The sequence below is a fragment of the Comamonas sp. 26 genome, assembly GCF_002754475.1.
Classification (GTDB): Bacteria; Pseudomonadota; Gammaproteobacteria; order Burkholderiales; family Burkholderiaceae_C; genus Comamonas.
On record NZ_PEFL01000001.1, the window covers coordinates 173,719 to 196,685 of the forward strand.

The 22,967-nt window shown below is 62.2% G+C and carries 19 protein-coding genes; 11 read left to right on the top strand and 8 right to left on the bottom strand.

Annotation, left to right across the window (positions count from 1 at the left end; all coding sequences use genetic code 11):
- Nucleotides 1–13 precede the first annotated feature (13 nt).
- Nucleotides 14–862 (bottom strand): formyltetrahydrofolate deformylase, encoded by an 849-nt coding sequence (gene purU / locus CLU84_RS00845; protein ID WP_099735496.1) that lies wholly within the window; start codon nucleotides 860–862, stop codon nucleotides 14–16.
- Between the two features lie 51 nt (nucleotides 863–913).
- Between purU and CLU84_RS00850 the strand changes: the two genes are divergently transcribed.
- On the top strand, nucleotides 914–3,631 hold the full coding sequence (locus CLU84_RS00850; RefSeq protein WP_099735497.1) for an EAL domain-containing protein: 2,718 nt from the start codon (nucleotides 914–916) through the stop codon (nucleotides 3,629–3,631).
- A gap of 31 nt (nucleotides 3,632–3,662) precedes the next feature.
- Here CLU84_RS00850 and CLU84_RS00855 read toward each other — a convergent pair whose 3' ends face one another.
- Nucleotides 3,663–4,556 carry a ChaN family lipoprotein gene (locus CLU84_RS00855; RefSeq protein WP_099735498.1) on the bottom strand — a complete coding sequence of 298 codons (894 nt, stop codon included), beginning with the start codon at nucleotides 4,554–4,556 and terminating at the stop codon, nucleotides 3,663–3,665.
- A gap of 1 nt (nucleotide 4,557) precedes the next feature.
- Here CLU84_RS00855 and CLU84_RS21760 point away from each other — a divergent pair, with 1 nt between their 5' ends.
- Nucleotides 4,558–4,908 carry a hypothetical protein gene (locus tag CLU84_RS21760; RefSeq protein WP_144445400.1) on the top strand — a complete coding sequence of 117 codons (351 nt, stop codon included), beginning with the start codon at nucleotides 4,558–4,560 and terminating at the stop codon, nucleotides 4,906–4,908.
- Nucleotides 4,909–4,934: 26 nt separating this feature from the next.
- Here CLU84_RS21760 and CLU84_RS00860 read toward each other — a convergent pair whose 3' ends face one another.
- Together CLU84_RS00860 and CLU84_RS22275 are read right to left on the bottom strand one after the other, a co-directional pair.
- Complete coding sequence (locus CLU84_RS00860; RefSeq protein WP_099735499.1) at nucleotides 4,935–5,234, bottom strand: DUF3567 domain-containing protein; 300 nt, start codon at nucleotides 5,232–5,234, stop codon at nucleotides 4,935–4,937.
- A 287-nt stretch (nucleotides 5,235–5,521) separates the two neighbouring features.
- On the bottom strand, nucleotides 5,522–6,178 hold the full coding sequence (locus tag CLU84_RS22275; RefSeq protein WP_233209892.1) for a DUF3108 domain-containing protein: 657 nt from the start codon (nucleotides 6,176–6,178) through the stop codon (nucleotides 5,522–5,524).
- A gap of 321 nt (nucleotides 6,179–6,499) precedes the next feature.
- Between CLU84_RS22275 and CLU84_RS22280 the strand changes: the two genes are divergently transcribed.
- The gene (locus tag CLU84_RS22280; RefSeq protein ID WP_233209893.1) at nucleotides 6,500–6,670 is read left to right on the top strand and encodes a hypothetical protein; all 171 of its coding nucleotides are present in this window, start codon (nucleotides 6,500–6,502) and stop codon (nucleotides 6,668–6,670) included.
- Between the two features lie 41 nt (nucleotides 6,671–6,711).
- Here CLU84_RS22280 and CLU84_RS00870 read toward each other — a convergent pair whose 3' ends face one another.
- Nucleotides 6,712–7,503 (bottom strand): IclR family transcriptional regulator, encoded by a 792-nt coding sequence (locus tag CLU84_RS00870; RefSeq protein ID WP_099735500.1) that lies wholly within the window; start codon nucleotides 7,501–7,503, stop codon nucleotides 6,712–6,714.
- A 108-nt stretch (nucleotides 7,504–7,611) separates the two neighbouring features.
- Here CLU84_RS00870 and CLU84_RS00875 point away from each other — a divergent pair, with 108 nt between their 5' ends.
- The 3 genes from CLU84_RS00875 to CLU84_RS00885 all read left to right on the top strand — a co-directional run bounded on the left by CLU84_RS00875 (nucleotide 7,612) and on the right by CLU84_RS00885 (nucleotide 10,861).
- On the top strand, nucleotides 7,612–8,679 hold the full coding sequence (locus CLU84_RS00875) for a fumarylacetoacetate hydrolase family protein (RefSeq protein WP_099735501.1): 1,068 nt from the start codon (nucleotides 7,612–7,614) through the stop codon (nucleotides 8,677–8,679).
- Nucleotides 8,680–8,696: 17 nt separating this feature from the next.
- Entirely contained in the window at nucleotides 8,697–9,788 is a 1,092-nt protein-coding gene (locus tag CLU84_RS00880; RefSeq protein WP_233209894.1) for a TraB/GumN family protein, read from the top strand.
- Nucleotides 9,789–9,886: 98 nt separating this feature from the next.
- Nucleotides 9,887–10,861, top strand: coding sequence for a tripartite tricarboxylate transporter substrate binding protein (locus CLU84_RS00885; RefSeq protein WP_099737791.1), 975 nt, complete (start codon nucleotides 9,887–9,889; stop codon nucleotides 10,859–10,861).
- Nucleotides 10,862–10,973: 112 nt separating this feature from the next.
- Here CLU84_RS00885 and CLU84_RS00890 read toward each other — a convergent pair whose 3' ends face one another.
- A complete protein-coding gene (locus tag CLU84_RS00890; RefSeq protein ID WP_099735503.1) occupies nucleotides 10,974–11,876 on the bottom strand; it encodes a LysR family transcriptional regulator in 903 nt (300 codons plus the stop codon).
- A gap of 178 nt (nucleotides 11,877–12,054) precedes the next feature.
- Between CLU84_RS00890 and CLU84_RS00895 the strand changes: the two genes are divergently transcribed.
- The 4 genes from CLU84_RS00895 to CLU84_RS00915 all read left to right on the top strand — a co-directional run bounded on the left by CLU84_RS00895 (nucleotide 12,055) and on the right by CLU84_RS00915 (nucleotide 17,564).
- Complete coding sequence (locus tag CLU84_RS00895; protein WP_099735504.1) at nucleotides 12,055–12,774, top strand: pirin family protein; 720 nt, start codon at nucleotides 12,055–12,057, stop codon at nucleotides 12,772–12,774.
- Nucleotides 12,775–12,859: 85 nt separating this feature from the next.
- On the top strand, nucleotides 12,860–13,537 hold the full coding sequence (locus CLU84_RS00900; RefSeq protein ID WP_099735505.1) for an isochorismatase family protein: 678 nt from the start codon (nucleotides 12,860–12,862) through the stop codon (nucleotides 13,535–13,537).
- 104 nt (nucleotides 13,538–13,641) lie between these two features.
- Nucleotides 13,642–15,531 carry an amidohydrolase gene (locus CLU84_RS00905; protein ID WP_099735506.1) on the top strand — a complete coding sequence of 630 codons (1,890 nt, stop codon included), beginning with the start codon at nucleotides 13,642–13,644 and terminating at the stop codon, nucleotides 15,529–15,531.
- Between the two features lie 2 nt (nucleotides 15,532–15,533).
- On the top strand, nucleotides 15,534–17,564 hold the full coding sequence (locus CLU84_RS00915) for an MFS transporter (protein WP_233209895.1): 2,031 nt from the start codon (nucleotides 15,534–15,536) through the stop codon (nucleotides 17,562–17,564).
- Between the two features lie 241 nt (nucleotides 17,565–17,805).
- Here CLU84_RS00915 and CLU84_RS00920 read toward each other — a convergent pair whose 3' ends face one another.
- Both CLU84_RS00920 and CLU84_RS00925 read right to left on the bottom strand, forming a co-directional pair.
- Nucleotides 17,806–19,416: a sensor domain-containing diguanylate cyclase gene (locus CLU84_RS00920; protein ID WP_099735508.1), complete on the bottom strand. Its 1,611-nt coding sequence runs from the start codon at nucleotides 19,414–19,416 to the stop codon at nucleotides 17,806–17,808.
- Between the two features lie 143 nt (nucleotides 19,417–19,559).
- Nucleotides 19,560–21,623, bottom strand: a complete 2,064-nt coding sequence (locus CLU84_RS00925) for a molybdopterin-dependent oxidoreductase (protein ID WP_099735509.1) — start codon at nucleotides 21,621–21,623, stop codon at nucleotides 19,560–19,562.
- Between the two features lie 155 nt (nucleotides 21,624–21,778).
- Between CLU84_RS00925 and CLU84_RS00930 the strand changes: the two genes are divergently transcribed.
- Entirely contained in the window at nucleotides 21,779–22,939 is a 1,161-nt protein-coding gene (locus CLU84_RS00930) for an ABC transporter substrate-binding protein (protein WP_099735510.1), read from the top strand.
- Nucleotides 22,940–22,967: the final 28 nt, after the last annotated feature.

Here is a 22,967-nt window from a genome sequence, read left to right on the forward strand (position 1 = left end):
CCAAGCCTGAGGGTTAGCGGAAGACCACGGTCTTGTGACCGTTCAAGATCACGCGGCGTTCGCTGTGCCACTTCACGGCGCGGGCCAGCACCTGGCTTTCGGTATCGCGGCCGCGAGCGGTCAGGTCTTCCACTGTGTCGGTGTGGTCGGCACGGGCGACGTCCTGCTCAATGATAGGACCTTCGTCCAGGTCAGCCGTTACATAGTGGGCGGTAGCGCCGATCAGCTTTACGCCGCGGTCATGCGCCTGGTAGTAGGGCTTGGCACCCTTGAAACTGGGCAAAAAGCTGTGGTGGATGTTGATGGCGCGGCCAGACAGCTTCTTGCACAGGTCGTTGGACAGCACTTGCATGTAGCGGGCCAGCACGACCAGCTCTGCGCCTTCTTCCTGAATGATCTCGTACTGGCGCTCTTCGGCCTGAGCCTTGGTCGCAGCCGTCACGGGGATGTGGTGGAAGGGGATGTTGTAGCTGGCCGCCAGTTGGTAGAACTCGCGGTGGTTGCTGACGATGGCCTTGATCTCGATAGGCAGCAGACCCGACTTCCAGCGGAACAGCAGGTCGTTGAGGCAATGGCCTTCCTTGCTGACCATGATCACGGTCTTCATCCGCTCAGTTTTGGAGTGCAAACTCCACTGCATTTGATATTGATCAGCTAATTCAGCGACAGATGCTTTAAGAGCGGCGGGGTCCTTGCCGTCACAGGCAAACTGCACGCGCATGAAAAACAGGCCAGTCACCGTGTCGTTGTACTGTGCTGCTTCTTCGATATTGCCGCCTTGTTCGAGCAAAAAGCCCGAAACGGCATGCACCAGGCCCAGTCGATCTGGGCAAGATAAAGTCAAAATATAGGCTTGGGTCATAGCTCGGCGATTGTCGCAGCAAGGCGAGGACCCTGCGGACAAAGGAAATTCATGAAAAGCGAGGGAGGCCATTCTCGCCTCACACCCTGGGTGATAGTCACCCTCTATGTGTGTGCGGGAATGATGTGGTTGGGCGCTCAGGCAAGCGTGCTTGACTATTTTGCGGTATCGCTCAATCGCCAGTCGCTGCGTTGGCAGATAGGCCTGTTCATCGTTTGGTTGCTAGTGACTGCACTGGTGGCGCTGTGGTTCATGCAGCGCAAGCGGCAAGCTGATCAGCGCAGCCGGGAAACGGCGCAGGAGCTAGAGCTGATCGTGCGTTACGCACCGGCCGGTATGGCTCGTGTGCACCTGGGCGGCGGAAAAATTGCCTGGGCCAATCCCAAGCTGGCAGGCTGGCTGGGCTGCAGCGTCGAATCTCTGCGCGGTCAGGACTTTCGCGCTCTGGTGCTCGCTGACGACAAGGAAGAAATCGCGCTGCAGCTTGAGCGCTTGCTCGACGGCAGTACCAACTACTACCAGGCTTTGCGCACCTGCGTCAACGCCACCACCGGCAAGGTCACGCCTGTGCTGTGTACCACTAGTCGCGTGGCGTCCTCTGGCGTGGATGGGCCGGTGGCCTTGGTCTGTGTGCTGCAAGATTTGAGCGAGATGGTGAATGCGCGCAATGCCATGGTGCGCAGTGAAACCATGCTGCGCATGGCGCTGGAAGGCAGCGGTAATGGTGTCTGGGAATGGGATGCGCTGGCGTTGCGCCTGAACTTTTCTTCGGGCATGTGCGCTTTGCTGAAATATCAGGGCCAGGACCTGGCTGCGGACTTTGACTTCTACCAGCGCCTGCACCCCGAAGATGTGGCTGCTGCACGCCTGCAGGTGGATCAGGCTCTGGAGCAGGGCAGCATGCTGGTGCTGACGGCGCGACTGCTGTGCTTTGATGGCATGTACCGCTGGTTTCGCGCTCGTGGTCAGGCCCATAAAGATGCGGATGGTCGATTGCTGCGTATTTCCGGCCTGCTGTCTGATCAGACCGCAAGCCGCGAGGCCGATGAGCGCCGCCGACTTGCCTCCACCGTGGTAGAAAACACCATCGAGGGCGTGGTGGTGACCGATGCGTACAGCCGCATTCTCTCGGTCAATCGCTCTTTCACGCGTCTGCTGGGTTTCTCTGAAGAAGAAATGCTGGGCCAGACTCCGCGCATGTTCAAGTCCGGCCGTCACGACAAGGCGTTCTACGATGCCATGTGGGCAAGAATGCGCTCCCATGGGCACTGGCAGGGGGAGATCTGGAATCGTCGCAAGAACGGGGAAGTCTTTCCCGAGCGCATGTCGCTGAGCGCGGTCAAGGACGCCAATGATCATGTCACCCATTACGTCTGCATGTTCACCGACATCTCGGCCGAGAAGGCGCGTGAGCAGCAGCTGGAGTTTCTCGCGCACAGGGATGTGCTGACCGGTCTGCCAAATCGCTCGCAGTTCAGCCTGATGCTGGGCAATGCGCTGGCGGACAGCCAGCTCACTGGCACTGGCATGGCGGTGATGCTCTTCAATATTGACCGCTTCAAGGACGTGAACGACAGCTACGGTCACTCCATTGGTGACGAGGTGCTCAGGCATGTAGCGCATCAGATGCAGGCCGCCTTGCGCAGCGGCGACATCATTGCTCGACTTGCCGGAGACGAGCTGTGTGTGGTGGCCAACTCCCTCTCTGGCCGTCAAGCCGCCATAGAAGTGACAGAGCGTTTAATGGCTGCTGCGGGCAAACCGTGGACTACGCCAGATGGCCTGTCTGTCGTGGTCAGCGTGAGCGCTGGTATTTGCCTGTACCCCGAGCATGCGCAGACTGCCGAGGAATTGCTGCAAGGCGCCCATGCCGCAGTGTATGGGGCCAAGAGCCGAGGCTCCAACGCATGGTGCTTCTTCCATGAAGACATGACGCAGGCCGCGCGCGAGCGCCTTGAGCTGGAGGCACGCCTGCGCCGTGCCCTGGATCTGGGTCATATGCGCCTGTACTACCAGCCGCAGATTGATCTGCAGACTGGTCGCCTGATGGGTGCTGAGGCACTGCTGCGCTGGCTGGATCCTGAAGAAGGCCTGATTTCTCCGGCACGCTTTATTCCGGTGGCTGAAAGCTCGGGCGTCATCGGCCCGCTGGGCTTGTGGGTGCTGGGCGAGGCCTGCCGTCAGGGCCAGCAATGGCGCACTGCGGGACTGCCCGATCTGACGATTGCCGTGAATGTCTCGTTGCACCAGTTTCTGCTCACCGATCTGGTGGGCGCGACGAACCAGGTGCTGGCAGAGTCATGCTTTCCAGCGGAATTTCTGGAGCTGGAAATCACTGAAAGCGCGCTGGCCGAAAAGCCTGAAGACGCGCTTACCGTGCTCACCCGCCTGCGTGATCTGGGCCTGCGTCTGGCCATTGATGACTTTGGCACCGGCTATTCGTCGCTGGCTCACCTCAAGCGCTTTCCGCTCGATCTTCTCAAGATCGACCAGGGCTTTATCCGCGACATTCCCAACAGCGCGGACGACATGACCATCAGCAGCTCGGTCATTGCACTGGGCCACGCCATGGGCCTGAAGGTGCTGGCCGAGGGGGTGGAAACACGCGAGCAGCTGGCATTTTTGCAGGAAAAAGGCTGCGACTACTTTCAGGGCTACTTTTGCAGCCGTCCCGTTCCGGCGGAAGACTTCACGCGTCTGTTGGAGAAAGCGCGTGATGGCCTGCCGCTGGTGGATATCGCTGCGGCTGGCGAGCATGTGGTGGTTTGAACGTCAGCCGCCGATGCGCAACTCCGTGGAGTCAGGGCTTGGGCGCGGCCCTGTTCTTCCACTGCTCGCTTAACTCTGCACAGTGATCTTTAGAGGCGGTACCTGGCAGCGTCAGCAGCTTGTCTGCTTTCATATTGATAGCTGTTTGCGCTTTATCTGATTGCGCTATGGCCACTTTTGGCTTGAAGTCTGCAGCCAACCAGGTAGGCACGCCAATATCGCTGCGCACATGGCCACGGCCTGCCACCAGCAGCACGGTTTGACCGGGCTTGGCCAGTTTGTGCGCAGCAGTGCTTACCTTGGCCATGGATTCATCGCGCGCCAGCTGAATGCGGGCCATGGGGGCGAATTGCGACTCGGGCAGCAGGCCGCAATGGCCTTCCTTGATGGCATCCAGCTGCAACTGCCAGCCTGTGGCGGGCAAGTGGCTGTCATAACGGACATCGCCCATGGACTGTTTCATCTGGGCGCGGGGCAGGTTGCCGCCCAGTACGGGCACGCCAGCCTGCACGGCAGCCATCACCATGGGGCCATAGTCCTTCCAAGGCCAGCCACCGGGGCCGCCGCCCTGCGCCCACAGCAGTGCGGTTTTGACCTCTTCATCGCTGGCACCGGGCTGCAGGGCGCGGGTATCGCCGCCGGCTGGGGCCATCTCAATCACCAAAGCGGCCAGCTGCCCTTTCGCTGCCAGGTGGCGCACCGTAGCCGCTTCCCACTGGTGGTGCGATGTCTGGTCATGCTGCTCGCCCAGCAAGATGGCGGGGGTGCCTGACCATTGCGCCAGCGTCTGCTGCCACTGGGCATCGCTAGTCAGAGCTGTGCTCTGATGGGCACAACCGCCCAGCAGCAAGGCGGTGGCAAGAACGAGAGGCTTAGCCAGCGGTTTGAAAAAAGGGCGTTGAAGTGCCTGCGAAGAAGTCCACATATTGACCAGTCCTGTTTTGAAAGACGGGGCATGGCTTCGTACCTCAGAAAATCGCACCGGCTTTGCCCACCGAAATTTGACGCGGGGCAGCGGTGTTGGCTGCTGCCTCCCAGATATTGTCAGGCCTTGGCGGGCTGCTGTTCTGCGTAAGCGCCACTTTATCGAGGGCTTCAGCGCGCAAAACCCCAATGGGTTGATGAAAAAGCACTGGCGAATCTGCAGCTTCATCAGCCTGAGTCTTGGCGGTTTGCAGGGGGCTGCTGCTCTAGGCACTGCAGAAACTACAAAAAGCATAGCTGGCAGCGCTTTCTGCATCTGCGTAAACCATGAAAAAAGCCACTCAAGTGATTGAGTGGCTTTTGTTTTGAGACGGATCGCTCAGTGGATGATGACTGGCTGCTGGGCGAGGCCGGTGTATTTGTCCAGCGTTTCCTCTACCTCTTCCTCAGTGGGGGCGTCTTGCTGCCAGGCCAAGATAGTCTTTTGGAACATTTCGGCCCAGGAACCATCGAGATACACCTCTTTGCCCGAGCGCTTGTCCACAATTTCAAAGCCGTGGCGGGGCAGTTGGTGCTTTCGCTCTGTTGCGGCCGGGGCAGTGCCTGCCGGAACGTCTGCCTCCATGTCTGGACGCAGATGGAGCACCGCAAAGGATTCCGAGTCGTAAAGCATTTGCATGGTGATCCCCCTTTCATTTCCGTTATGAGCATGCCTGCCATGGATATGGCGACAGGGTGCCGCATTTCAAGCTGGAAATGCCTGCTCTTGGCACTTGATCACAGTATTCCATGGATTAGGCCGCGCTGTGCAGGCCCGGCTTTCGCCTGCTGTGGTAGTCCGCGCTTTGGGCGGCGCGCCAGCGCGGGGCTCTTGGGCTTGCAGGCGGCGGGCCTTGTGCGCTCTGGGTGTGAGTGCTTGATCTGATGCGGGCTCGGGGTTTACGTCAGGAGCCAGAGGCTTTGCGGCTATTGCGGCGCAGGCGAGTATTTTTTGAGCTGCAGGTCGACAAAGTCATCCTGCCCCTGCGTGAGTTTGATGCGCACGGGCAGGTATTGCATGGCAGGAGCCAGCCAGACGGCGCCGCGCTGGTCGTTGCCGCTTTTGCCGGGCAGCTTGTCTAGCCGCAGTGCCATTACGCTGCCAAACGGCAAATCCAGCGCCTCGGTCGCTCCCACGCGGAATTGCCAGCGGGCGGCTGAGCGGGCGCTGCTGGCGGTCATCTCTATCAGAGTGCCGGGCGGGTATTTGCCGGGGTCAGCCGCCATGAGGGCGGAGAGCTGCAGAAACACGCTAAGGCGGTCTTGTATGCCGTCGGCAATCGCCGCATCGGCCGTGCCGCCGCTGAAGTGGGCCTTGCCGCTGGCTACGTCAAAGTTGGCGGACTGGGTTTTGCGCCCCTTGTCGCTGAAGTTCAGCGGCTGCAGGCCGCTGGGCGTGATCAGGCCCTCGCTGGTTTGAGAGCGCTCGCCCATCAAAAACATGCTGATGGACTGACGCGCCTGGTAGTACTGGCCGTCATGCTGCCACTGCAGCTTGGCACCGGCCGAGTACTGAAAGCCTTTGACCTGACCGGAGGCATTGAACTCCAGCGTGGCCGAGTTGGGCAGGGAGACGGGCAGCACCGTGCCCGGCGGCAGCGGCGCACCGCCTGCGGGGGTGATCTGAAGCGGACGGGCGGTGTCTGCGCCATTGCTTTCAGGCAGCTCGGCTGCGGGTTCGGGGGCTGGCGGTGGTGCAGGTGATGTTGCCGGGGCTTCTGCGGGTGCTTCTGTTTCAGGAGCTTGTTGCGCTTGCGTATCTTGGTCTTGAGGCTGATTTGACTCAGATTCTGGCGCGGCAGGGACGGGGGCAGGAGCCGGTGCTGGAGCGGGTGGCCTTGGCGCAGGCCGTGGCTTGGCGGTTTGGGGGGAGGGGCAGCTGGTTCAGGCGCAGGTGGCTTGGGAGTGGGCGGCTTGGACGTGGGTGGCGGCGGAGCCACTTCCACCATGCGCGTCTCCATCACGATGGACGCATCTGCGGGCTTGGGTGGGTTGAGCTGGGGCAGACCCCATAAGGCCAGTGCATGGGCCACCAGCACCGCGCCGGTGACTGGCAACAGGATTTTGCGTGGCTGAGTGATGCGGCCCATGGGCTGTGGGGATTGGCTGGGAGTGGATTATTCGCCAGCGGTGGCGCGCCAGCCCAGATCGCTGGATAGCTGGCGGGCGGCGGCTTGCAGCGGCGCGTCTATGGCTCCACCATATTCGGGGTCGAAAGTCGCCAGCGAGCCCAGGGTCATCAGGCCCAGCACGATATGACCTGATGCATCGAAGACCGGCACACAAAACGCCACGATGCCCGGCAGTACGGTATCGACCACGCGGGCCGTGCCACGCTTGCGGACCTCGGTCAGCATGGCGGCAACGGCTTCCTCGGTCAGCGGCAGGTCTTGGCGCTTGGCCTTGCGGGCGCGTTCCAGCTCGGGCTCCAGCAGCGGCGCGGTGATCTCGCGCGGCAGCCATGCGCCAAAGCAGCGGCCCGTGGCCGAGGCCAGCATGGGCATCACATCGCCCAGACGCAGATTGGCGGTGACAGACTGTGCCGACTCCTCCCAGTGCACGATGGTGGGGCCGTGATTGCCCCAGACGGCAATCGCCAGCGTGTGGTTGAGGGTGTCCAGCAGGCCAGGAATGCGCTCTCGGGCCAGACGTACCGGATCGAGCCGGGCCAACGAGGCCAGGCCGATTTTGAGTGCCGCTGGCCCTAGGTCATAGCGCGAGTTGCGCTCGTCTTGACTGACCAGACCGATGCGCTGAAAGCTCACCAGATAGCGGTGAGCCTTGGCCGCACTCATGCCTGCGGCGGCGGCAACATCCTTGAGCATCAGCGGGCCGCTGGCTTGCGCCAGTGCTTCGACTAGGGAGAAACCCACTTCGACCGACTGAATCCCTGCGCGTTCCTTATCCATTGCAATAGAATCGTGTTTTGTTTAGTTAAATCAATTTAACCAATCGTAATTTTGGCTAGCGTTGTCAGGCATTGTGCCAGCAACGCAAGCAAAGCAGAGGGATAGAGCATGAAGCTGGCAACGTACAAGGATGGCTCGCGTGATGGGCAGTTGGTTGTGGTGTCGCGCGACCTGAGTCAGGCCTGTTATGCGACCGGCATTGCCAACCGCATGCAGCAGGTGCTGGATGACTGGAGCTATATGGCTCCCCAGTTGCAGGATTTGTCGCATGAGCTCAATCACGGCAAGGCACGCCATGCCTTCCCGTTTGACCCGCAGCGCTGTATGGCGCCGCTGCCACGTGCTTACCAATGGGCTGATGGTTCGGCCTATATCAACCACGTAGAGCTGGTGCGCAAGGCGCGCAATGCCGAGGTGCCCGCCAACTTCTACAGCGACCCGCTGATGTACCAGGGCGGCAGCGATGACTTCATCGGTCCCTGCGACGATGTGATCGTGCCCAGCACGGCCATGGGTATCGACTTTGAGGCCGAGATTGCCGTCATCACCGGCGATGTGCCTATGGGCACGGATGCCAAGGATGCGCTGGACGATATTCGCCTGGTCATGCTCGTCAACGACGTCAGCCTGCGCAACCTGATTCCCAATGAGTTGGCCAAGGGCTTTGGCTTCTTCCAGAGCAAACCAGCGACGGCTTTCAGCCCCGTGGCGGTAACGCTGGATGAGCTGGGCGATGCCTGGAAGGGCGGCCGTCTGCACCTGACGCTGCAATCGACCTGGAACGGCCGCAAGGTCGGCATGTGCGATGCCGGCGAGGATATGACCTTCCACTTCGGCCAGCTGATTGCCCATATCTGCAAGACGCGTAATGTGCGCGCGGGCTCCATCGTGGGCAGCGGTACGGTGAGCAATCGTGGCGTGGAGACTGGCAGCGGCAAGAATAAGCGCATGGAATGGCCCAAGGGCTATAGCTGCATCGCTGAAAAGCGCTGCATCGAGACCATTCAGGACGGCGCGCCCAAGACCGAGTTCATGCAGTTTGGCGACACGATTCGCATCGAGATGAAGGGCAAGGATGGCCAGAGCATTTTTGGCGCCATCGACCAGAACATTGCGCCGCCCGGTGGCAATGATGCGGCTCCAGAAAGCGCTGCAGCCGATACTCCCAAGGTCTGAACTTTGCTGGAACGCTGATGGCTACCCGAATGCTGACCCCCAAGCCTGTTTGTTCGCCGTTGGCTCGCCGCTTTCTGGCGCTGGCCGCTGCGCTGACTTCTGGCCTGGTACTGGCTGCATCGCCTGCCCATGGCGTGAAAAATGGCAGCAAGGCCAGCAGCACAGCGCAAGCTGCTGTGATTTGCCCCGCCAAGCCCGCTATGCCGACACCGGCAGAGATGAAAGCGCTGGCCGCGCAGGCGCAGGACAGAGGCCTGCTCTGGCGCGTGACGGATAGCCAACGTGATGGCGCGCGTGCTAGCTGGCTCTACGGAACCATGCACGTGGGCAAGCGCGAATGGATGATGCCGGGGCGCAGTATTGTGCGTGCCGTGCAGGGCGCAGATCAACTGGCGCTGGAGTTGAATATTCTGGATCCGGAGGTGGGTAAAGCACTGGCAGAAGGCCTGAAGGCACGTGCTGATGCGCCGCCGCTGGCAGCAGACTTGAGCCAGCGACTGAACCGGCAGCTCAAGCTGGCCTGCGCCGAAGACCTGGTCCGGCTGAGGCCAGAAGCGCAGATTCTGGGCCTGCTGGCCAAGACTGGCAGCCGGCAAGGGCTGAATGCGGAGTACGGCGTAGATATCACGCTGGCGGGCATGGCCTATGCGCTGGGCAAGCCCATCACAGGGCTGGAGGCGGTGCAGACCCAGCTCAATGAGCTGGTGTCAGATGACCCCGTCGAGATCGTCGAAACCGTGGATGACGGGCTTAAACAGCTGGAAGATGGCATGGCTCCCGAGATGCTGCAGCTGCTGGCGCAGGTCTGGGCCAGCGGCAATGCGCGCAAGCTGGAGAACTATGCCGACTGGTGCGATTGCGCCAATACCGAGCGCGAGCGCGCCCAGCTTAAACGCATGATTGACGGCCGCAACCCCGGCATGGCCGATGGTATTGCGGCGTTGCTTAAACAAGACAAAACGGTGTTTGCCGCCGTGGGTGCTCTGCACATGGTGGGTCCCATGGGCTTGCCCGAGCTGCTGCGTCAGAAGGGCTACCGGGTTGAACGGGTGGAGTTCACACCATTGCCATTGCAGAAAAAACCGTCAAAACCCATGAAAACCAAATAAAGACAAGCGCAGGCTGCTATGAATAAATTAGAGCAAGCGGCCTTGCGAAGACAGCACAAGATTTCATCGCCCCAAACATAAACCTTAGGAGACAAATGATGGATCGTCGACAATTTCTGGCCGCTGTGGCTGCCACTTCGGCTGCGGGAGCATCCCCCTTCGCCATGGCACAGGAATGGCCTGCCAACCCCGTACGCTGGGTCGTGCCTTATCCACCGGGTGGCGGCACCGATGTGCTGGCCCGCACGGTGGCCGAGGCCATGCGCAAGAGCCTGAATCAGACCATTGTGGTGGACAATCGCCCCGGTGCCTCGACCAATATTGGCGGCCAGATGGTGGCCTCGGCCAAGCCCGATGGCTACACCATCATGTCTGCGGACAACGCCATCCTGGCCTTCAATGAGCACCTGTTCAGCAAGCTGCCGTTCAACCCCGACAAAGACTTCAGCTATGTGGGTGGCATCAGCCGCTTCCCTATGGCGCTGGTGGTGAACCCTGCGTTTGAAGCCAAGGATTTCAAGGAATTCCTGGCCTATGCCAAGGCCAATCCCGGCAAGCTCAATTACGCCTCGCCCGGCAATGGCTCGCCCCACCATCTGGCCATGGAGCTGTTCAAAAGCCGTACCGGCACCAGCCTGACCCACATCCCCTATAAGGGTGCTGCGCCAGCCGTGGCCGATGTGATGGGCGGACAAGTGCCTTGCATGTTCCTGGATCTGGCTTCGGGCTTGCCCGTGATTCAGTCCGGCAAGGTGCGAGCCCTGGCCATTGGCACTGCCAAGCGCGTGCCCAACCTGCCCAATGTGCCTACGCTGGCCGAGCTGGGTCTGAAGGACTCCGAGGTCTATGCCTTCCAGGGCATTCTGGGCCCCAAGGGCATGCCGCCTGCCATCGTGCAGCGCCTCAACAGCGATCTGCAAAAGGCCTTGAGCTCTCCCGATGTGGTCAAGCGCATGGCTGATTTCGGCATGGAAGCCCTGCCCGGCACGCCTGAGCAATTCCACCAGCTGGCCCGTGCTGAAGCCAAGCGCTGGGGGGAGGTGATCAAGACCGCCGGTGTGAAGCTGGACTGACCGTCCCGTCTCTGGACTTCGCGAAGGTCATGGCGCATGGCGTGAGCCGTCTCGCAGACCTCGCCAGCTTCGCACAGCAACAGCCCTGCAATCTTGCGTTGCAGGGCTGTTTTCAATAGGGGAGTATGCCGGGCAGCAACTGGCGATTCAGGCGCTCGCGCCACCATTGCTGGGCGCGGCCCCGCGCATCGCTGCGCCAGGCCAGCCAGAAGGTTTCTGGCGGGCGCGGCTCCTCCACGGGCAGTTCCACCAGCATCCCCGTTTCCAGTTCCACGCGCACGCAGGCGCGCGGTAGAAAGCCGAGGCCCAGGCCTGCAACCTGGCATTGGATTTTGGCCTGCATATCGGGCACGGTGATGCGGCGCTGGCCCGCCAACAGGCCCACGGTGCGGTCGGTCAGCGAACGCGCGCCGTCGCCCACGACCACGGCCGTGTGCTCCAGCAGATCGCTGCGCGCCAGCGGTCGACCCAGGCGGACCAGCGGGTGGCTGGCCGTCACGCAGAACACAAAGTCCAGCTGGCCCACGGCCACTGCCTTGTAGCCGCCACCGGCCGGACCTTCGCCCGCGGCCACCACCAGGTCGGCCCGGCCTTCGCGCAGGGCCTCCCAGGTGCCGGTCAGGGTTTCGCTGCCGATGCGCAGGCGCGTGCCGCTGTTCAAGGCCTCGAAAGCCTGGATTTCGGGGCCGAAGGCACTGGTGGGAATCAGTGAGTCGTGGACCAGGCGGATTTCGGTTTCAAACCCCGTAGCCACCTGGTGCAGCCGGGACTCGAGTTGGCGTGCCGCCGCCAGCAGCCAGCGCCCTTCCTTGAGCAGTTCCTCACCCGCAGGCGTGAGGCTGACGCGCGGGCCGTTGCGCATGAAAAGGTTCAGGCCCAGTTGCTCCTCCAGTTTGGATACGGCGTAGGAGATGGTCGATGGCACTTTGTGCAGGCGTTCGGCCGCGCTGGCGAATGAACCATAGCGCGCGATGGCGTCCACGAGTTCAATGGCTTCCAGGGAGAGTTTGAGCATGGTGGTGTGCGTAAAAACTAATCATCGAAATTTTCGATGATTAAAGCATTTTTCTTTCAACATTTGGCCTTTATCAGCCGCCGATACTTCATTCATCGCAACACGGAATACAGCGAAAAACGGAAGAGCCGAACCGCAGCAGGACGTGTGAAACCCATCGATTTATCAGGAGATGAAAATGCTTGAAGTTCGCCAATCCAACCATCGCGGTCGCGCCAACCATGGCTGGCTGCAATCGCGCCACACTTTCTCCTTCGGCCATTACCGCGACGCCAACCAGCAAGGCTTCTCGGACCTGCTGGTCATCAACGACGACCATGTGTCCCCCGGCCAGGGTTTCGGTACCCACGGCCACCGCGACATGGAAATCTTCTCCTACGTGCTGGAAGGCGCCCTGGAGCACAAGGACTCCATGGGCACGGGCTCGGTGATCCGCCCCGGCGACGTGCAGATGATGAGTGCCGGCACCGGCGTGCAACACAGCGAGTTCAACCACTCGGCCCAGGATTCCGTGCACTTCCTGCAGATCTGGATCGTGCCTGGCGAACGCAGCGCCACACCGCGCTACCAGCAGGTTCATGTGGACGAGGCAGACAAGCGTGGCCGCCTGCGCCTGATCATCGCCCCCGAAGGCGCAGACGGCACCCTGGCCGTGCGCCAGGACGCCCGGGTCTATGCCGGCCTGTTCGATGGCGCTGAATCCGCCGAACTCGATGTGGGGCCCGAGCGCCATGTCTATGTGCATGTGGCTCGCGGCAGCCTGAATGTTAACGGCGAGCGCCTGTCCGAAGGCGACGGCGCCCGCATCCGCAATGCCGGCGCCCTGCGCTTTGATCAGGGTGAGCAGGCCGAGGTGCTGGTCTTCGACCTGCGCCCCCATGAGCTACCTGCGCTGTAAGCAACTGCGTCCTGTCCCCCTGTTTTCATAGCGCTTTCTTGTTCCGCCCTCAACCTCACTTTCACCTTTCACCCGGAGTACCACCATGTCCAACACCAACGCTTCCATCGCCCGTCCCGTCGCCTTCGCCAAACCCGGAGCCAAGCTGATCAACCCCCATGATCACACGCTGATCATGATCGACTTCCAGTCGCAGATGGCTTTTGCCACGCACTCCATCGATCCCGTGCAACTGCGCTCCAACGCCGCCCTGGTCGCTTCGGCTGCCGCCGGCTTCGGTGCCTCGACCATCCTGACCACCGTGGCGGAAAAGAGCTTCTCAGGTCCCATGTTCGAGGAAGTGACCGGGCCGTTCCCCGGCCAGGCTCTACTGGACCGTACCTCGATGAACACCTGGGAAGACGAGGCCGTCATTAAGAAGGTCAACGAGATCGGCAAGCCTCGCATCGTGCTGGCCGGCCTGTGGACCAGCGTGTGCATCGTGGGTCCGGCCCTGTCGGCGCTGGACCAGGGTTTTGAAGTCTTTGTGATCGCCGATGCCTGCGGCGACATCTCCACCGAAGCGCACAACCGTGCCATGGACCGCATGGTCCAAGCCGGTGCCCAGCCCATCACCTCGCTGCAATACCTGCTGGAAATGCAGCGTGACTGGGCCCGTACCGAGACCTATGACATGACGACCGGCATCGCCAAGAAGCTGGGCGGCGGCTACGGCATCGGTATCACCTACGCCAAGACCATGTTCGGTGCTCACGAAGGCTAAAAGAGCGCACCATCTTTCTGCCGTGCAGACCGATCTCACACCTGCGGTCTGCTCGCTACGAAATCTGGCGCATTCCTCGCGCCACTGAACTTTCAGAGACATCCATGACCCAGCTCACCACTCCCGAACTGATCCTGTTCAACGGCCGCTTCACCACCCTGGACCGCAGCAAGCCCACGGCCACGGCCGTGGCCGTGAGTCAGGGCCGCTTCAGTGCCGTTGGCAGCGACCGCGAAGTACTGCCCCTGGCCAGCCCGCAGACCCGGCGCATCGATCTGGGCGGGCGCAGTGCGCTGCCGGGTCTGATCGACAACCACTTGCATCTGATCCGGGGTGGTCTGAACTTCAACATGGAGCTGCGCTGGGACGGTATGAAGAGCCTGGCCGATGCCATGGCCATGCTCAAGGCCCAGGTGGATGTGACCCCCGCGCCGCAATGGGTGCGCGTGGTGGGTGGTTTCACCGAGCACCAGTTCGTGGAAAAGCGCCTGCCCACGCTGGCCGAGCTGAACGCCGTGGCGCCCGACACCCCGGTCTTCATCCTGCACCTGTACGACCGTGCCCTGCTCAATGCTGCTGCCCTGCGCGCAGTGGGTTATACCAAGGACACGCCTTCGCCTCCCGGTGGCGAGATCGTGCGCGATAGCGCCGGCAACCCCACGGGCCTGTTGCTGGCCAAGCCCAATGCGGCCATCCTCTACGCTACGCTGGCCAAAGGCCCCAAGCTGCCGCGCGACTACCAGGTCAATTCCACGCGTCACTTCATGCGCGAACTCAACCGCCTTGGCGTGACCGGCGCCATTGACGCGGGTGGCGGCATGCAGAACTACCCCGACGACTACGACGTGATTCAGGAGCTCGCCGATGCCGACCAGCTCACCATCCGCCTGGCCTACAACCTGTTCACGCAAAAGCCCAAGCAAGAGAAGGACGACTTTCTGCGCTGGACCGCGACCTCGCAGTACAAGCAGGGCACGGACTACTTCCGCCACAACGGCGCGGGCGAGATGCTGGTGTTCTCGGCCGCCGACTTCGAGGACTTCCGCCAGCCACAGCCCGAGCTGGCCCCCGGCATGGAAGGCGAGCTCGAAGAGGTGGTGCGCATCCTGGCCCAGAATCGCTGGCCCTGGCGCATGCACGCCACCTACGACGAGACTATCGACCGCGCCCTCAATGTGTTCGAGAAGGTCAACGAAGACATCCCCCTGGCCGGCCTGAACTGGTTCTTCGATCACGCAGAAACCATCTCCGAAAAGTCCATCGATCGCATTGCGGCCCTGGGCGGCGGCGTGGCCGTGCAGCACCGCATGGCCTACCAGGGCGAGTACTTCGTCGAGCGCTACGGTGCCGCTGCGGCCGAAGCCACGCCCCCGGTCAAGCGCATGCTGGAAAAGGGCGTGAACGTGTCCGCCGGTACCGACGCCACCCGCGTCGCCAGCTACAACCCCTGGGTCTCGCTGTCCTGGCTTGTCACCGGCAAGACCCTGGGCGGCCTGCAGCTCACGCCCCAGCGCAACTGCCTGACCCGCGACCAGGCCCTGCGCATGTGGACCGAAAACGTGACCTGGTTCAGCAACGAACAGGGCAAGAAGGGCCGTATCCAGGTGGGCCAGTTGGCCGATGTGATCGTGCCCGACCGCGACTTCTTCGCTTGCCCAGAGTCCGATATCGCCGACACCTCGGCCCTGCTCACCGTGGTGGGCGGCAAGGTGGTCTACGGCGCCGGCAGCTTCGCCGACTTCGATGAATCGGCCCCGCCCCTGGCCATGCCCGACTGGTCCCCCGTGCGCACCTTCAAGGGCTATGGTGCCTGGGGTGTGCAGGAAGGCGCGCCGCTGCAAGCCGTGATGCGCAATGCGGCGGCAAACTGCGGCTGCGCCAGCAACTGCAACATGCACGGACACGCCCATGCCACGGCTTGGAGCAGCCAACTGCCCGTGGCCGATCTCAAGGGCTTCTGGGGCGCCCTGGGCTGCGCCTGCTGGGCGGTCTGAGCATGGACGCGCTGCGTTCCGCTGCCACCGCACCCTGGGTGCAGTCGCTGGCCCTGCTGTGTCTGTGTGCCGCCTACCTGCAAGGCGGGGTGGACAAGGCCCGCAACTTCCGCGGCGCGGTCGCCGAGATGCGCCAGTTCGGCCTGGCGCCGGCCGTGCCCATCGCGGCGGCCACCATCGCGCTGCAGCTGGGCGCCTCGGCGCTGATCGTGTCGGGCTGGTACCGCTGGGCGGGTGCCCTGGCGCTGGCAGCCTTCACCGTGGCCGCGGCCTTTCTGGCCGACCGCTTCTGGGCAGCGCCGCAGGCCGATCGCCAGCGTACTGCCAATGCATTTTTTGAACACTGGGCCTGGTTGGCGGCATGTTGCTCGTCGTCTGGCACGACCTGGGAGGCCACCGTGCCGGATAACAAAACCACCACCAACAACACCTCGGGCAGCTTCGCGCCGCTCGCCATCCCCGTCTTCGCCGTGCTGTGGGCCGCCACGGTGCTGGGCAATATCGGCAGCTTCATGCGCGATGTGGCCAGCGCCTGGATGGTGACCGAGCTGTCCAGCAGCCCCACGGCCGTGGCCCTAATCCAGACGGCGGCCACGCTGCCCGTCTTCCTGCTGGCCATTCCCGCCGGTGTGCTGTCCGACATCCTGGACCGTCGTCGCTTCCTCATCGGCGTGCAGGTGCTGCTGGGTGCCGTGAGCGGCACGCTGCTGGTGCTGGCACAGACCAACACGCTGACCGTGGAGTATCTCGTGGCCCTGACCTTTGTGGGCGGCATCGGCGCCGCCCTCATGGGCCCGACCTGGCAGTCCATCGTGCCCGAACTGGTGCCGCGCAGCGAACTCAAGAGCGCCGTGGCACTCAACTCGCTGGGCATCAACATCGCCCGTGCCATAGGCCCGGCCGCCGGCGGCCTGCTGCTGGCCAGCTTCGGCGCCGCCGCGGCCTACGGCCTGGATGTGCTCAGTTATGTGTTCGTGATTGCCGCCCTGATCTGGTGGAAACGTCCCAAGGCCGAGGCCTCGGCGCTCAACGAGCAGTTCTTCGGCGCCTTCCGGGCCGGCGTGCGTTATGCCCGTGCCAGCCGCGAGCTGCATGTGGTGCTGCTGCGTGCTGCCGTGTTCTTCCTGTTCGCCAGTGCGGTCTGGGCCCTGCTGCCCCTGGTGGCGCGCCGCATGCTGGGCGGTACGGCCGGTTTCTACGGCGTGATGCTGGGGGCCGTAGGTGCGGGGGCCATCCTGGGCGCCGTGCTGCTGCCCAAGCTGCGCAAGCGCCTCGATACCGACGGTCTGGTGCTGCTGGCTTCCGTGATCACGGCGGCCGTGATGGCGGTGCTGACCCAGGCTCCACCCCAGTGGCTGGCCGTGGCGCTGATGCTGGTGCTGGGCTTGGGCTGGATTCTGGCGCTGACCACGCTCAACGGTGTGGCCCAGGCGGTGCTGCCCAACTGGGTGCGCGGCCGAGGCCTGGCGATCTATCTCATGGTGTTCAACGGCGCCATGGCGCTGGGCAGCCTGGGCTGGGGCCTGATCGCCGGTCAGATGGGCCTGCCGGTCACGCTGCTGATCGGAGCCGTGGGTCTGGTGCTGGTGTCGCTGGTCTTCCACCGCATCAAGCTGCCCACCGGCGAGGCCGATCTGCAGCCGTCCAACCACTGGCCCGAGCCGCTGCTGGCCGAGCCTGTGGCCCACGACCGCGGCCCGGTCATGATCCAGATCGAATACCGGATTGCCCGCGAGGATCTGTCCGCCTTTCTGCAGGCCATGCAGCAGGTGGCCCATGAACGCCGCCGCGACGGGGCCTATGCCTGGGGCGTGGCCGAGCACACGGGAGAGCCGGGACGGGTGATCGAGTGGTTCCTGGTCGAATCCTGGGCCGAGCACCTGCGCCAGCATGGCCGTGTGTCCAAGGCCGATGCCGACCTGCAGGCTGCAGCGCTGCGCTACCACCAGGGACCTGACAAGCCCGTGGTCCACCATTTTCTGTCCTTGAATGGACGCAGCACGCAGGCAGGCCCGGGTGTGTCCTTGCACTGAATATGAAATCGGCACTCATCGCCGATGGAATAAGCGATGGGTGCTCCTTATTTCGATGTGGAGAGTGTTGATGGATGTTTGCCGGTTCAGCAACTCACTTGATGGCCTTGGCAGCACGCACGTCCGCTACCTCGATTCAAATTGGTGCATTCGAACCGCAGAATGAATAAAAAAGGCGTATCCACCATCACTGCGGATACGCCTTGGGGTCATCGTGGCAGCAGAACTTCCCGCGCGTGATTCAGGTTTTGTGCGGCATGCTGCCTGCTTCGTTGACCATTACCCGGTTGCGTCCGCTGCGTTTGGCGGCATAGAGCATGGTGTCGGCCTGCAGGAAAACGGTTTTGATGTCCGAATCGCTGTCTGGCCATTGCGCAACGCCCAGAGAGATGGTGATGCGGCCGACCTGTGGAATCTCCATCTCCTCGACGAGTTGGCGCAGGCGCTCGGCGGCATGGGCCGCGGCCTCCAGCGCAGTGCAGGGCAGCAGCAGCAAGAATTCTTCGCCGCCCACACGGCAGGCTACGTCGCCCGCGCGCGAGACATCGCGCATGGTGTGGGCCAGTTGCGTAAGCACTTCGTCGCCCGTGTCATGGCCAAAGCTGTCGTTGATGCGTTTGAAGTGATCGATGTCGATGGCAATGACGGAGAAAGACAGCTCCTGTGTCCGGAAGGCCGTGACGGCAGCCTCCAGATGGCGACGGTTGCCCAGGCCGGTCAGTGGGTCGGTATTCACGTCTTCACGCAGCTTGGTGATGTTGCGCTGCAGCAGGTTCAGCCCCTTGAGCATGGCTTTTTTCAGCTCATGAGACTCGAAGTACCAGGACTTGACGGCCTGGATGTTCTGCGCGGTCTCGGGCTTGTCCATATCGTGTGCGCCATTCGCCAGCTGGCGCAGCGGGCTGGCAATACGGCGTGCGCTCCACCAGATGACGATCAGCATGACCAATGCAATGGGCAGCGTTTTGTAGAGCACGGCACGCATCAGCTTGTTGAGCGGTGCCAGCGTAGTGGTCTTGGGACGCTGGGCAACTATCCCCCAGCCGGCGACGGGAATGATGGCGTAGCCCGCCAGCATTTCAACGCCCTTGCTGTTGAATACGGTGGCTGCGCCTGACTCCCCTTTGATCACGGAGTTGATGACGTCGTTATTGATCACTCTGTCGCCTACGCGATGACCGTCGGGGTGGTAGATGATGTGCTTGTTCTTGTCCACCACATAGACATAGGTGCCGTCCTGGTAGAAGTGCGAGCCCAGCAGCGTGTCGAGAATATTGTCTTCCTTGAGGTAGACGCTGCCGCCCACTGCACCCAGGTATTGCCCGTCAGCGCTAAAAATAGGCTGCGAAATAAAGACGATGTAGTTACCCGTGACGGACAAATAAGGCTGGCTGACCACCGGGCCGCGCTTGGTCAGCGTTTCCACCACCCCTGCGCTTTGCAGTGTCTTGCCCTTGATTTGCAAGGTTTCGGGTGAGGTGGCCAGCACATAACCCGTGGGGTCTATGATGGTGACGGAGTTGAAACTCTTGGTCTGCAGACGCAGGCGATGGGCTTCCTGGGTCAGGTACCCGGGGTCCTTCATGTGAGGGACCATGAGCTGGGCGCTGTATGCCAGCTGCTGCAGGGCGGACTGCAGAAAATCGTCCGTGCTCTTGGCTAGCTTGGTCGCGTAGGCGTGGTGGCCTTCCAGTGTGGTGTCTATCAACTGCTGGCGCTGCACCAGGTAGCCGGCGTAGAAGGTGTTGATAAACGGAATCAGCGCGCTGGCGATGGTCAGCGCGAGGATCAGACGCCGCAGGTCAAGCCGGGAGGGCGCAAGGCTGCGGCGCCAGGAGGTGGATTTCTTCACAGTGTGTGTCGCAGTGGCGAGGGCGGTCTTGCTCCTGTGCTTCAGGGCGGGCAGTCCCCGATCACATGTTCATCGAGTATTTATTCTCATTATGGTTCTTCGGGCCAGAAACCGGTTCATGGTCAACAACGATGGGGGGCATGTCAGGCCGGCCCTATTCGCTGAACCTGCACCGCACAGTCGTAAAAGCAGGGTGCTCGGCCAATGTCGGTGAGCTTCTGGTGCGTCAGCTCGTTCACATTGGTGCCGTTTGCCCCTTGCTTGCGCCACCAGATACCCAGCCCCACCACCAGCCCCAGACGTGCGCGGCCGTTGAGGCTGGCGTGGCAGACATGCTCGCCACGAGCATTGAAGACGCGCAGCCGGTCACCGTCGGCAATACCGCGCAGGGCGGCATCGTCAGGGTGCATCTCCAGCATGGGCTTATCTTCCATGCGGGCCAGACTGCCCACATTGGCAAACGTGCTGTTGAGAAAGTTGCGCGCGGGCGGCGAGATCATGGCCAGCGGGTATTCGGCCGTGGGCGGCTCGTAATTGGGAAGATAGTCGGGCAGGGTGTTGATGCCCAGTGCCGCCAGCGCCGGATTGTCAAACTCGCATTTACCGGATGGAGTGGCAAAGTGCCCTTTAGCAAACGGCGCATCGGGCAGCGGAATATGCGCAAAGCCGCGCTCCATCAACTCTTCAAAATCAATAGCCGTATGCGCAACAGCTGCGCGGCATAGAGCCTCATCTGAATCTGAAAAATGGGCTGCGGCAAAGGCGGGGTCGAGTCTGGCCATATGGGAGGCCAGGTCGCGGAAGATCTGCCCGTTGCTGCGGGCCTGACCCTCGGGCGCAATGGCGGGGCGGTTGAGCAGCACATCGGTGTGGCCGTAGCTGCCGTGAATGTCCCAATGCTCGAGCTGGGTGGTGGCGGGCAGCACATAGTCTGCGTAATCGGCCGTGTCGGTCATGAAATGCTCAAGCACCACGGTGAACAGGTCTTCGCGCTCAAAACCGGCGGCTACTTTGGCAGACTCCGGAGCCACGGCCACGGGGTTGCTGTTGTAGACCACCACGGCTTGTACCTGCGGGCCAAATTGGGCATCGCCTTCATGCAGCAGCACATCGCCAATCTGGCTCATGTTCAGCGTGCGTGGCCTGCGCTGGCCCAGCAACTGTGGCATCTGCACTGCAGGCCGGTTGAAGGGCGATACGCCTGAACTTGATAGCAGCAGGCCACCGGCACGGTTGCGCCAGGCGCCAATCAAGGCGGGTATACAGGCAATGGCCCGCACCGCATTGCCGCCCCCGCGCACGCGCTGCATGCCGTAGTTCAGGCGAATGGCTGCCGGTTGGGTCGTGCCGTAGTCACGGGCCAGTGACTGAATCTGCTCCACCGTCAGCCCGCAGACCTGAGCAGCGCTCTCTGGCGGCCACTGCAGTGCTCTGGCTTTGAGAGCATCCCAGCCTTGCGTGTATTGCGCCAGGTAGTCATGATCCAGCCAGTTGTTGGCGATCAGCTCATGCATCAGTGCCAGTGCCAGTGCCAGTGCGGCATCGGTGCCGGGCAGCAGTTGCAGATGTTCGTGGCATTTGTCGGCGGTTTCGCTCTTGCGTGGGTCTATGCAGATCAGCTTGGCGCCGTTGCGCTTGGCCTCTTGCGCATAGCGCCAGAAATGCAGATTGCTGGAAATACTGTTGCTGCCCCAGATCAGGATGAGCTGGCTCTCGGCAAAGAATTCCACCCGCATGCCCAGCTTGCCGCCATAGGTGTGGGTGAGCGCTTCGCTGCCCGCGCTGGCGCAGATGGTGCGATCCAGCAGGCTGGCCCCCAACTGATGAAAGAAGCGCCGGTCCATGCTTTCGCTTTGCACCAGGCCCATGGTGCCTGCGTAGCTGTAGGGAAGAATCGCCTCGGGGTTGTGCTGCGCAATGTGGTGCAGGCGCTGGGCAATGTCGGCCAGGGCTTCGTCCCAGCTGACGGGGGTGAACTGGCCGCTGCCCTTGGGGCCGCTGCGCTTGAGCGGCTGCAGCACGCGGCCTGCGTGATAGGTGCGCTCTGTGTACTTGCTGACCTTGGCGCAGAGAACGCCACCTGTGTGTGCATGCTCTGGGTTGCCCTGGACCTTGATGGCCGTGCCGTCTGCGACGGTGGTGATGAGGGCGCAGGTGTCCGGGCAGTCATGCGGGCAGGCGCCGCGTACTTGAGCGATGTGGGGCATGTTGTGAGCTCGAAAACGGGAGCAATTCGCGGACAAACCGCTTTGTCAGCCTATTATGCGGCTCGCATGAAGGTCAAAAAACCTGAAGTGCGACATACCAAAAATGAGCCGATCAGGCTCGTAACGATGAACAGCCAGTAATGAGAGCGAGAGCAATGCGAGACATGCAAATGGGGTGGAATCGTCGTCAGTTTGTGACTGCCACGGCAGGCTTGGCCGCAGGAGTCTGGGGAGTGAACAGCTACGCACAGGAGGCGACAGGCCCCATCGTGCTGGGCCAGTCTTGCGCACTGACAGGGGCATCAGCACAGCTGGGTACGCAGTTCTCGCAGGGTGCCAAGCTGTACTTCGATCAGCTCAATGCCCAGGGCGGCATCGGCCGCCGTCTGGTAGAGCTGCGCACGCTGGATGATGGCTACGAGCCCGAGCGCTGTGTGGCCAATACGCAGAAATTTCTGGCCGATAACGTGATGGCCCTGTTTGGTTACCTTGGCACGCCGACCAGCATGGCTGCACTGCCCTTGCTGCAAAAAGCCAAGGTGCCACTGATTGCGCCGCTGACAGGTAGCGCCGCTTTGCGTGACCCCAAGCTGGCGCAGACGGTCTTCAATCTGCGCGCCTCCTATGCCGATGAAACCGCGCTCATGGTCAAGCAGCTGGTCTCGCTGGGCCTCAAGAAAATCGCGGTGTTTTATCAAAACGATGCCTATGGCCAGTCGGGTCTGGACGGCGTGACGCAGGCATTGCAAAGCCAGGGCCTCAAGCCCGTGGGAGCCGCCACCGTGGAGCGCAACTCTCAGGATGTGGGCAACGCGATCAAGACATTGGTGCCACTGGGCGCGGATGTGATCGTGCAGGTGGGCACTTATGCGGCCAGCGCCGCCTTTGTGCGCGCCGCGCGCCAATCCGGCTATGGCGGTCAGTTCTACAACGTGTCATTTGTGGGGACCTCGGCGCTGGCCCAGGCTTTGGGCAAGGAGGCCGAGGGCGTAGTGGTGACCCAGGTCGTGCCCTCGCCATTCAAGACATCACATCCTCTGGCGCGAGAGTTTCAGGCGGCACTGCAGAAAAATGGTGCGTCATTGCAGCCCAATTACTCGAGCATGGAAGGTTATCTGGCCGCCCGCGTTGTCGGTGAGGCGCTGAAGTCTGCAGCTGCTGCAGGTCGGCTGCAGCGCGACGGTCTGGTGGCGGCGCTGGAGGCCCTCAACGGTCAGCAGGTTGCTGGTTTCCCCATTGCTTTCCGCCCTCAGGCAGGCAAGCCGGGTTTTGTGGAGCTGTCCATGCTTACAAGCGACGGCAAGGCGAGAGTTTGAGGTTTTGATGCAGCGTGGGCGCAGCCTC

What these genes read in the sequence shown, in the direction of transcription:
- purU (WP_099735496.1), bottom strand. Translation starts at nt 862, where the DNA reads ATGACCCAAGCCTATATTTTGACTTTATCTTGCCCAGATCGACTGGGC.
- CLU84_RS00850 (WP_099735497.1), top strand. Translation starts at nt 914, where the DNA reads ATGAAAAGCGAGGGAGGCCATTCTCGCCTCACACCCTGGGTGATAGTC.
- CLU84_RS00855 (WP_099735498.1), bottom strand. Translation starts at nt 4,556, where the DNA reads ATGTGGACTTCTTCGCAGGCACTTCAACGCCCTTTTTTCAAACCGCTG.
- CLU84_RS00860 (WP_099735499.1), bottom strand. Translation starts at nt 5,234, where the DNA reads ATGCAAATGCTTTACGACTCGGAATCCTTTGCGGTGCTCCATCTGCGT.
- CLU84_RS00870 (WP_099735500.1), bottom strand. Translation starts at nt 7,503, where the DNA reads ATGGATAAGGAACGCGCAGGGATTCAGTCGGTCGAAGTGGGTTTCTCC.
- CLU84_RS00875 (WP_099735501.1), top strand. Translation starts at nt 7,612, where the DNA reads ATGAAGCTGGCAACGTACAAGGATGGCTCGCGTGATGGGCAGTTGGTT.
- CLU84_RS00880 (WP_233209894.1), top strand. Translation starts at nt 8,697, where the DNA reads ATGGCTACCCGAATGCTGACCCCCAAGCCTGTTTGTTCGCCGTTGGCT.
- CLU84_RS00885 (WP_099737791.1), top strand. Translation starts at nt 9,887, where the DNA reads ATGGATCGTCGACAATTTCTGGCCGCTGTGGCTGCCACTTCGGCTGCG.
- CLU84_RS00890 (WP_099735503.1), bottom strand. Translation starts at nt 11,876, where the DNA reads ATGCTCAAACTCTCCCTGGAAGCCATTGAACTCGTGGACGCCATCGCG.
- CLU84_RS00895 (WP_099735504.1), top strand. Translation starts at nt 12,055, where the DNA reads ATGCTTGAAGTTCGCCAATCCAACCATCGCGGTCGCGCCAACCATGGC.
- CLU84_RS00900 (WP_099735505.1), top strand. Translation starts at nt 12,860, where the DNA reads ATGTCCAACACCAACGCTTCCATCGCCCGTCCCGTCGCCTTCGCCAAA.
- CLU84_RS00905 (WP_099735506.1), top strand. Translation starts at nt 13,642, where the DNA reads ATGACCCAGCTCACCACTCCCGAACTGATCCTGTTCAACGGCCGCTTC.
- CLU84_RS00915 (WP_233209895.1), top strand. Translation starts at nt 15,534, where the DNA reads ATGGACGCGCTGCGTTCCGCTGCCACCGCACCCTGGGTGCAGTCGCTG.
- CLU84_RS00925 (WP_099735509.1), bottom strand. Translation starts at nt 21,623, where the DNA reads ATGCCCCACATCGCTCAAGTACGCGGCGCCTGCCCGCATGACTGCCCG.
- CLU84_RS00930 (WP_099735510.1), top strand. Translation starts at nt 21,779, where the DNA reads ATGCGAGACATGCAAATGGGGTGGAATCGTCGTCAGTTTGTGACTGCC.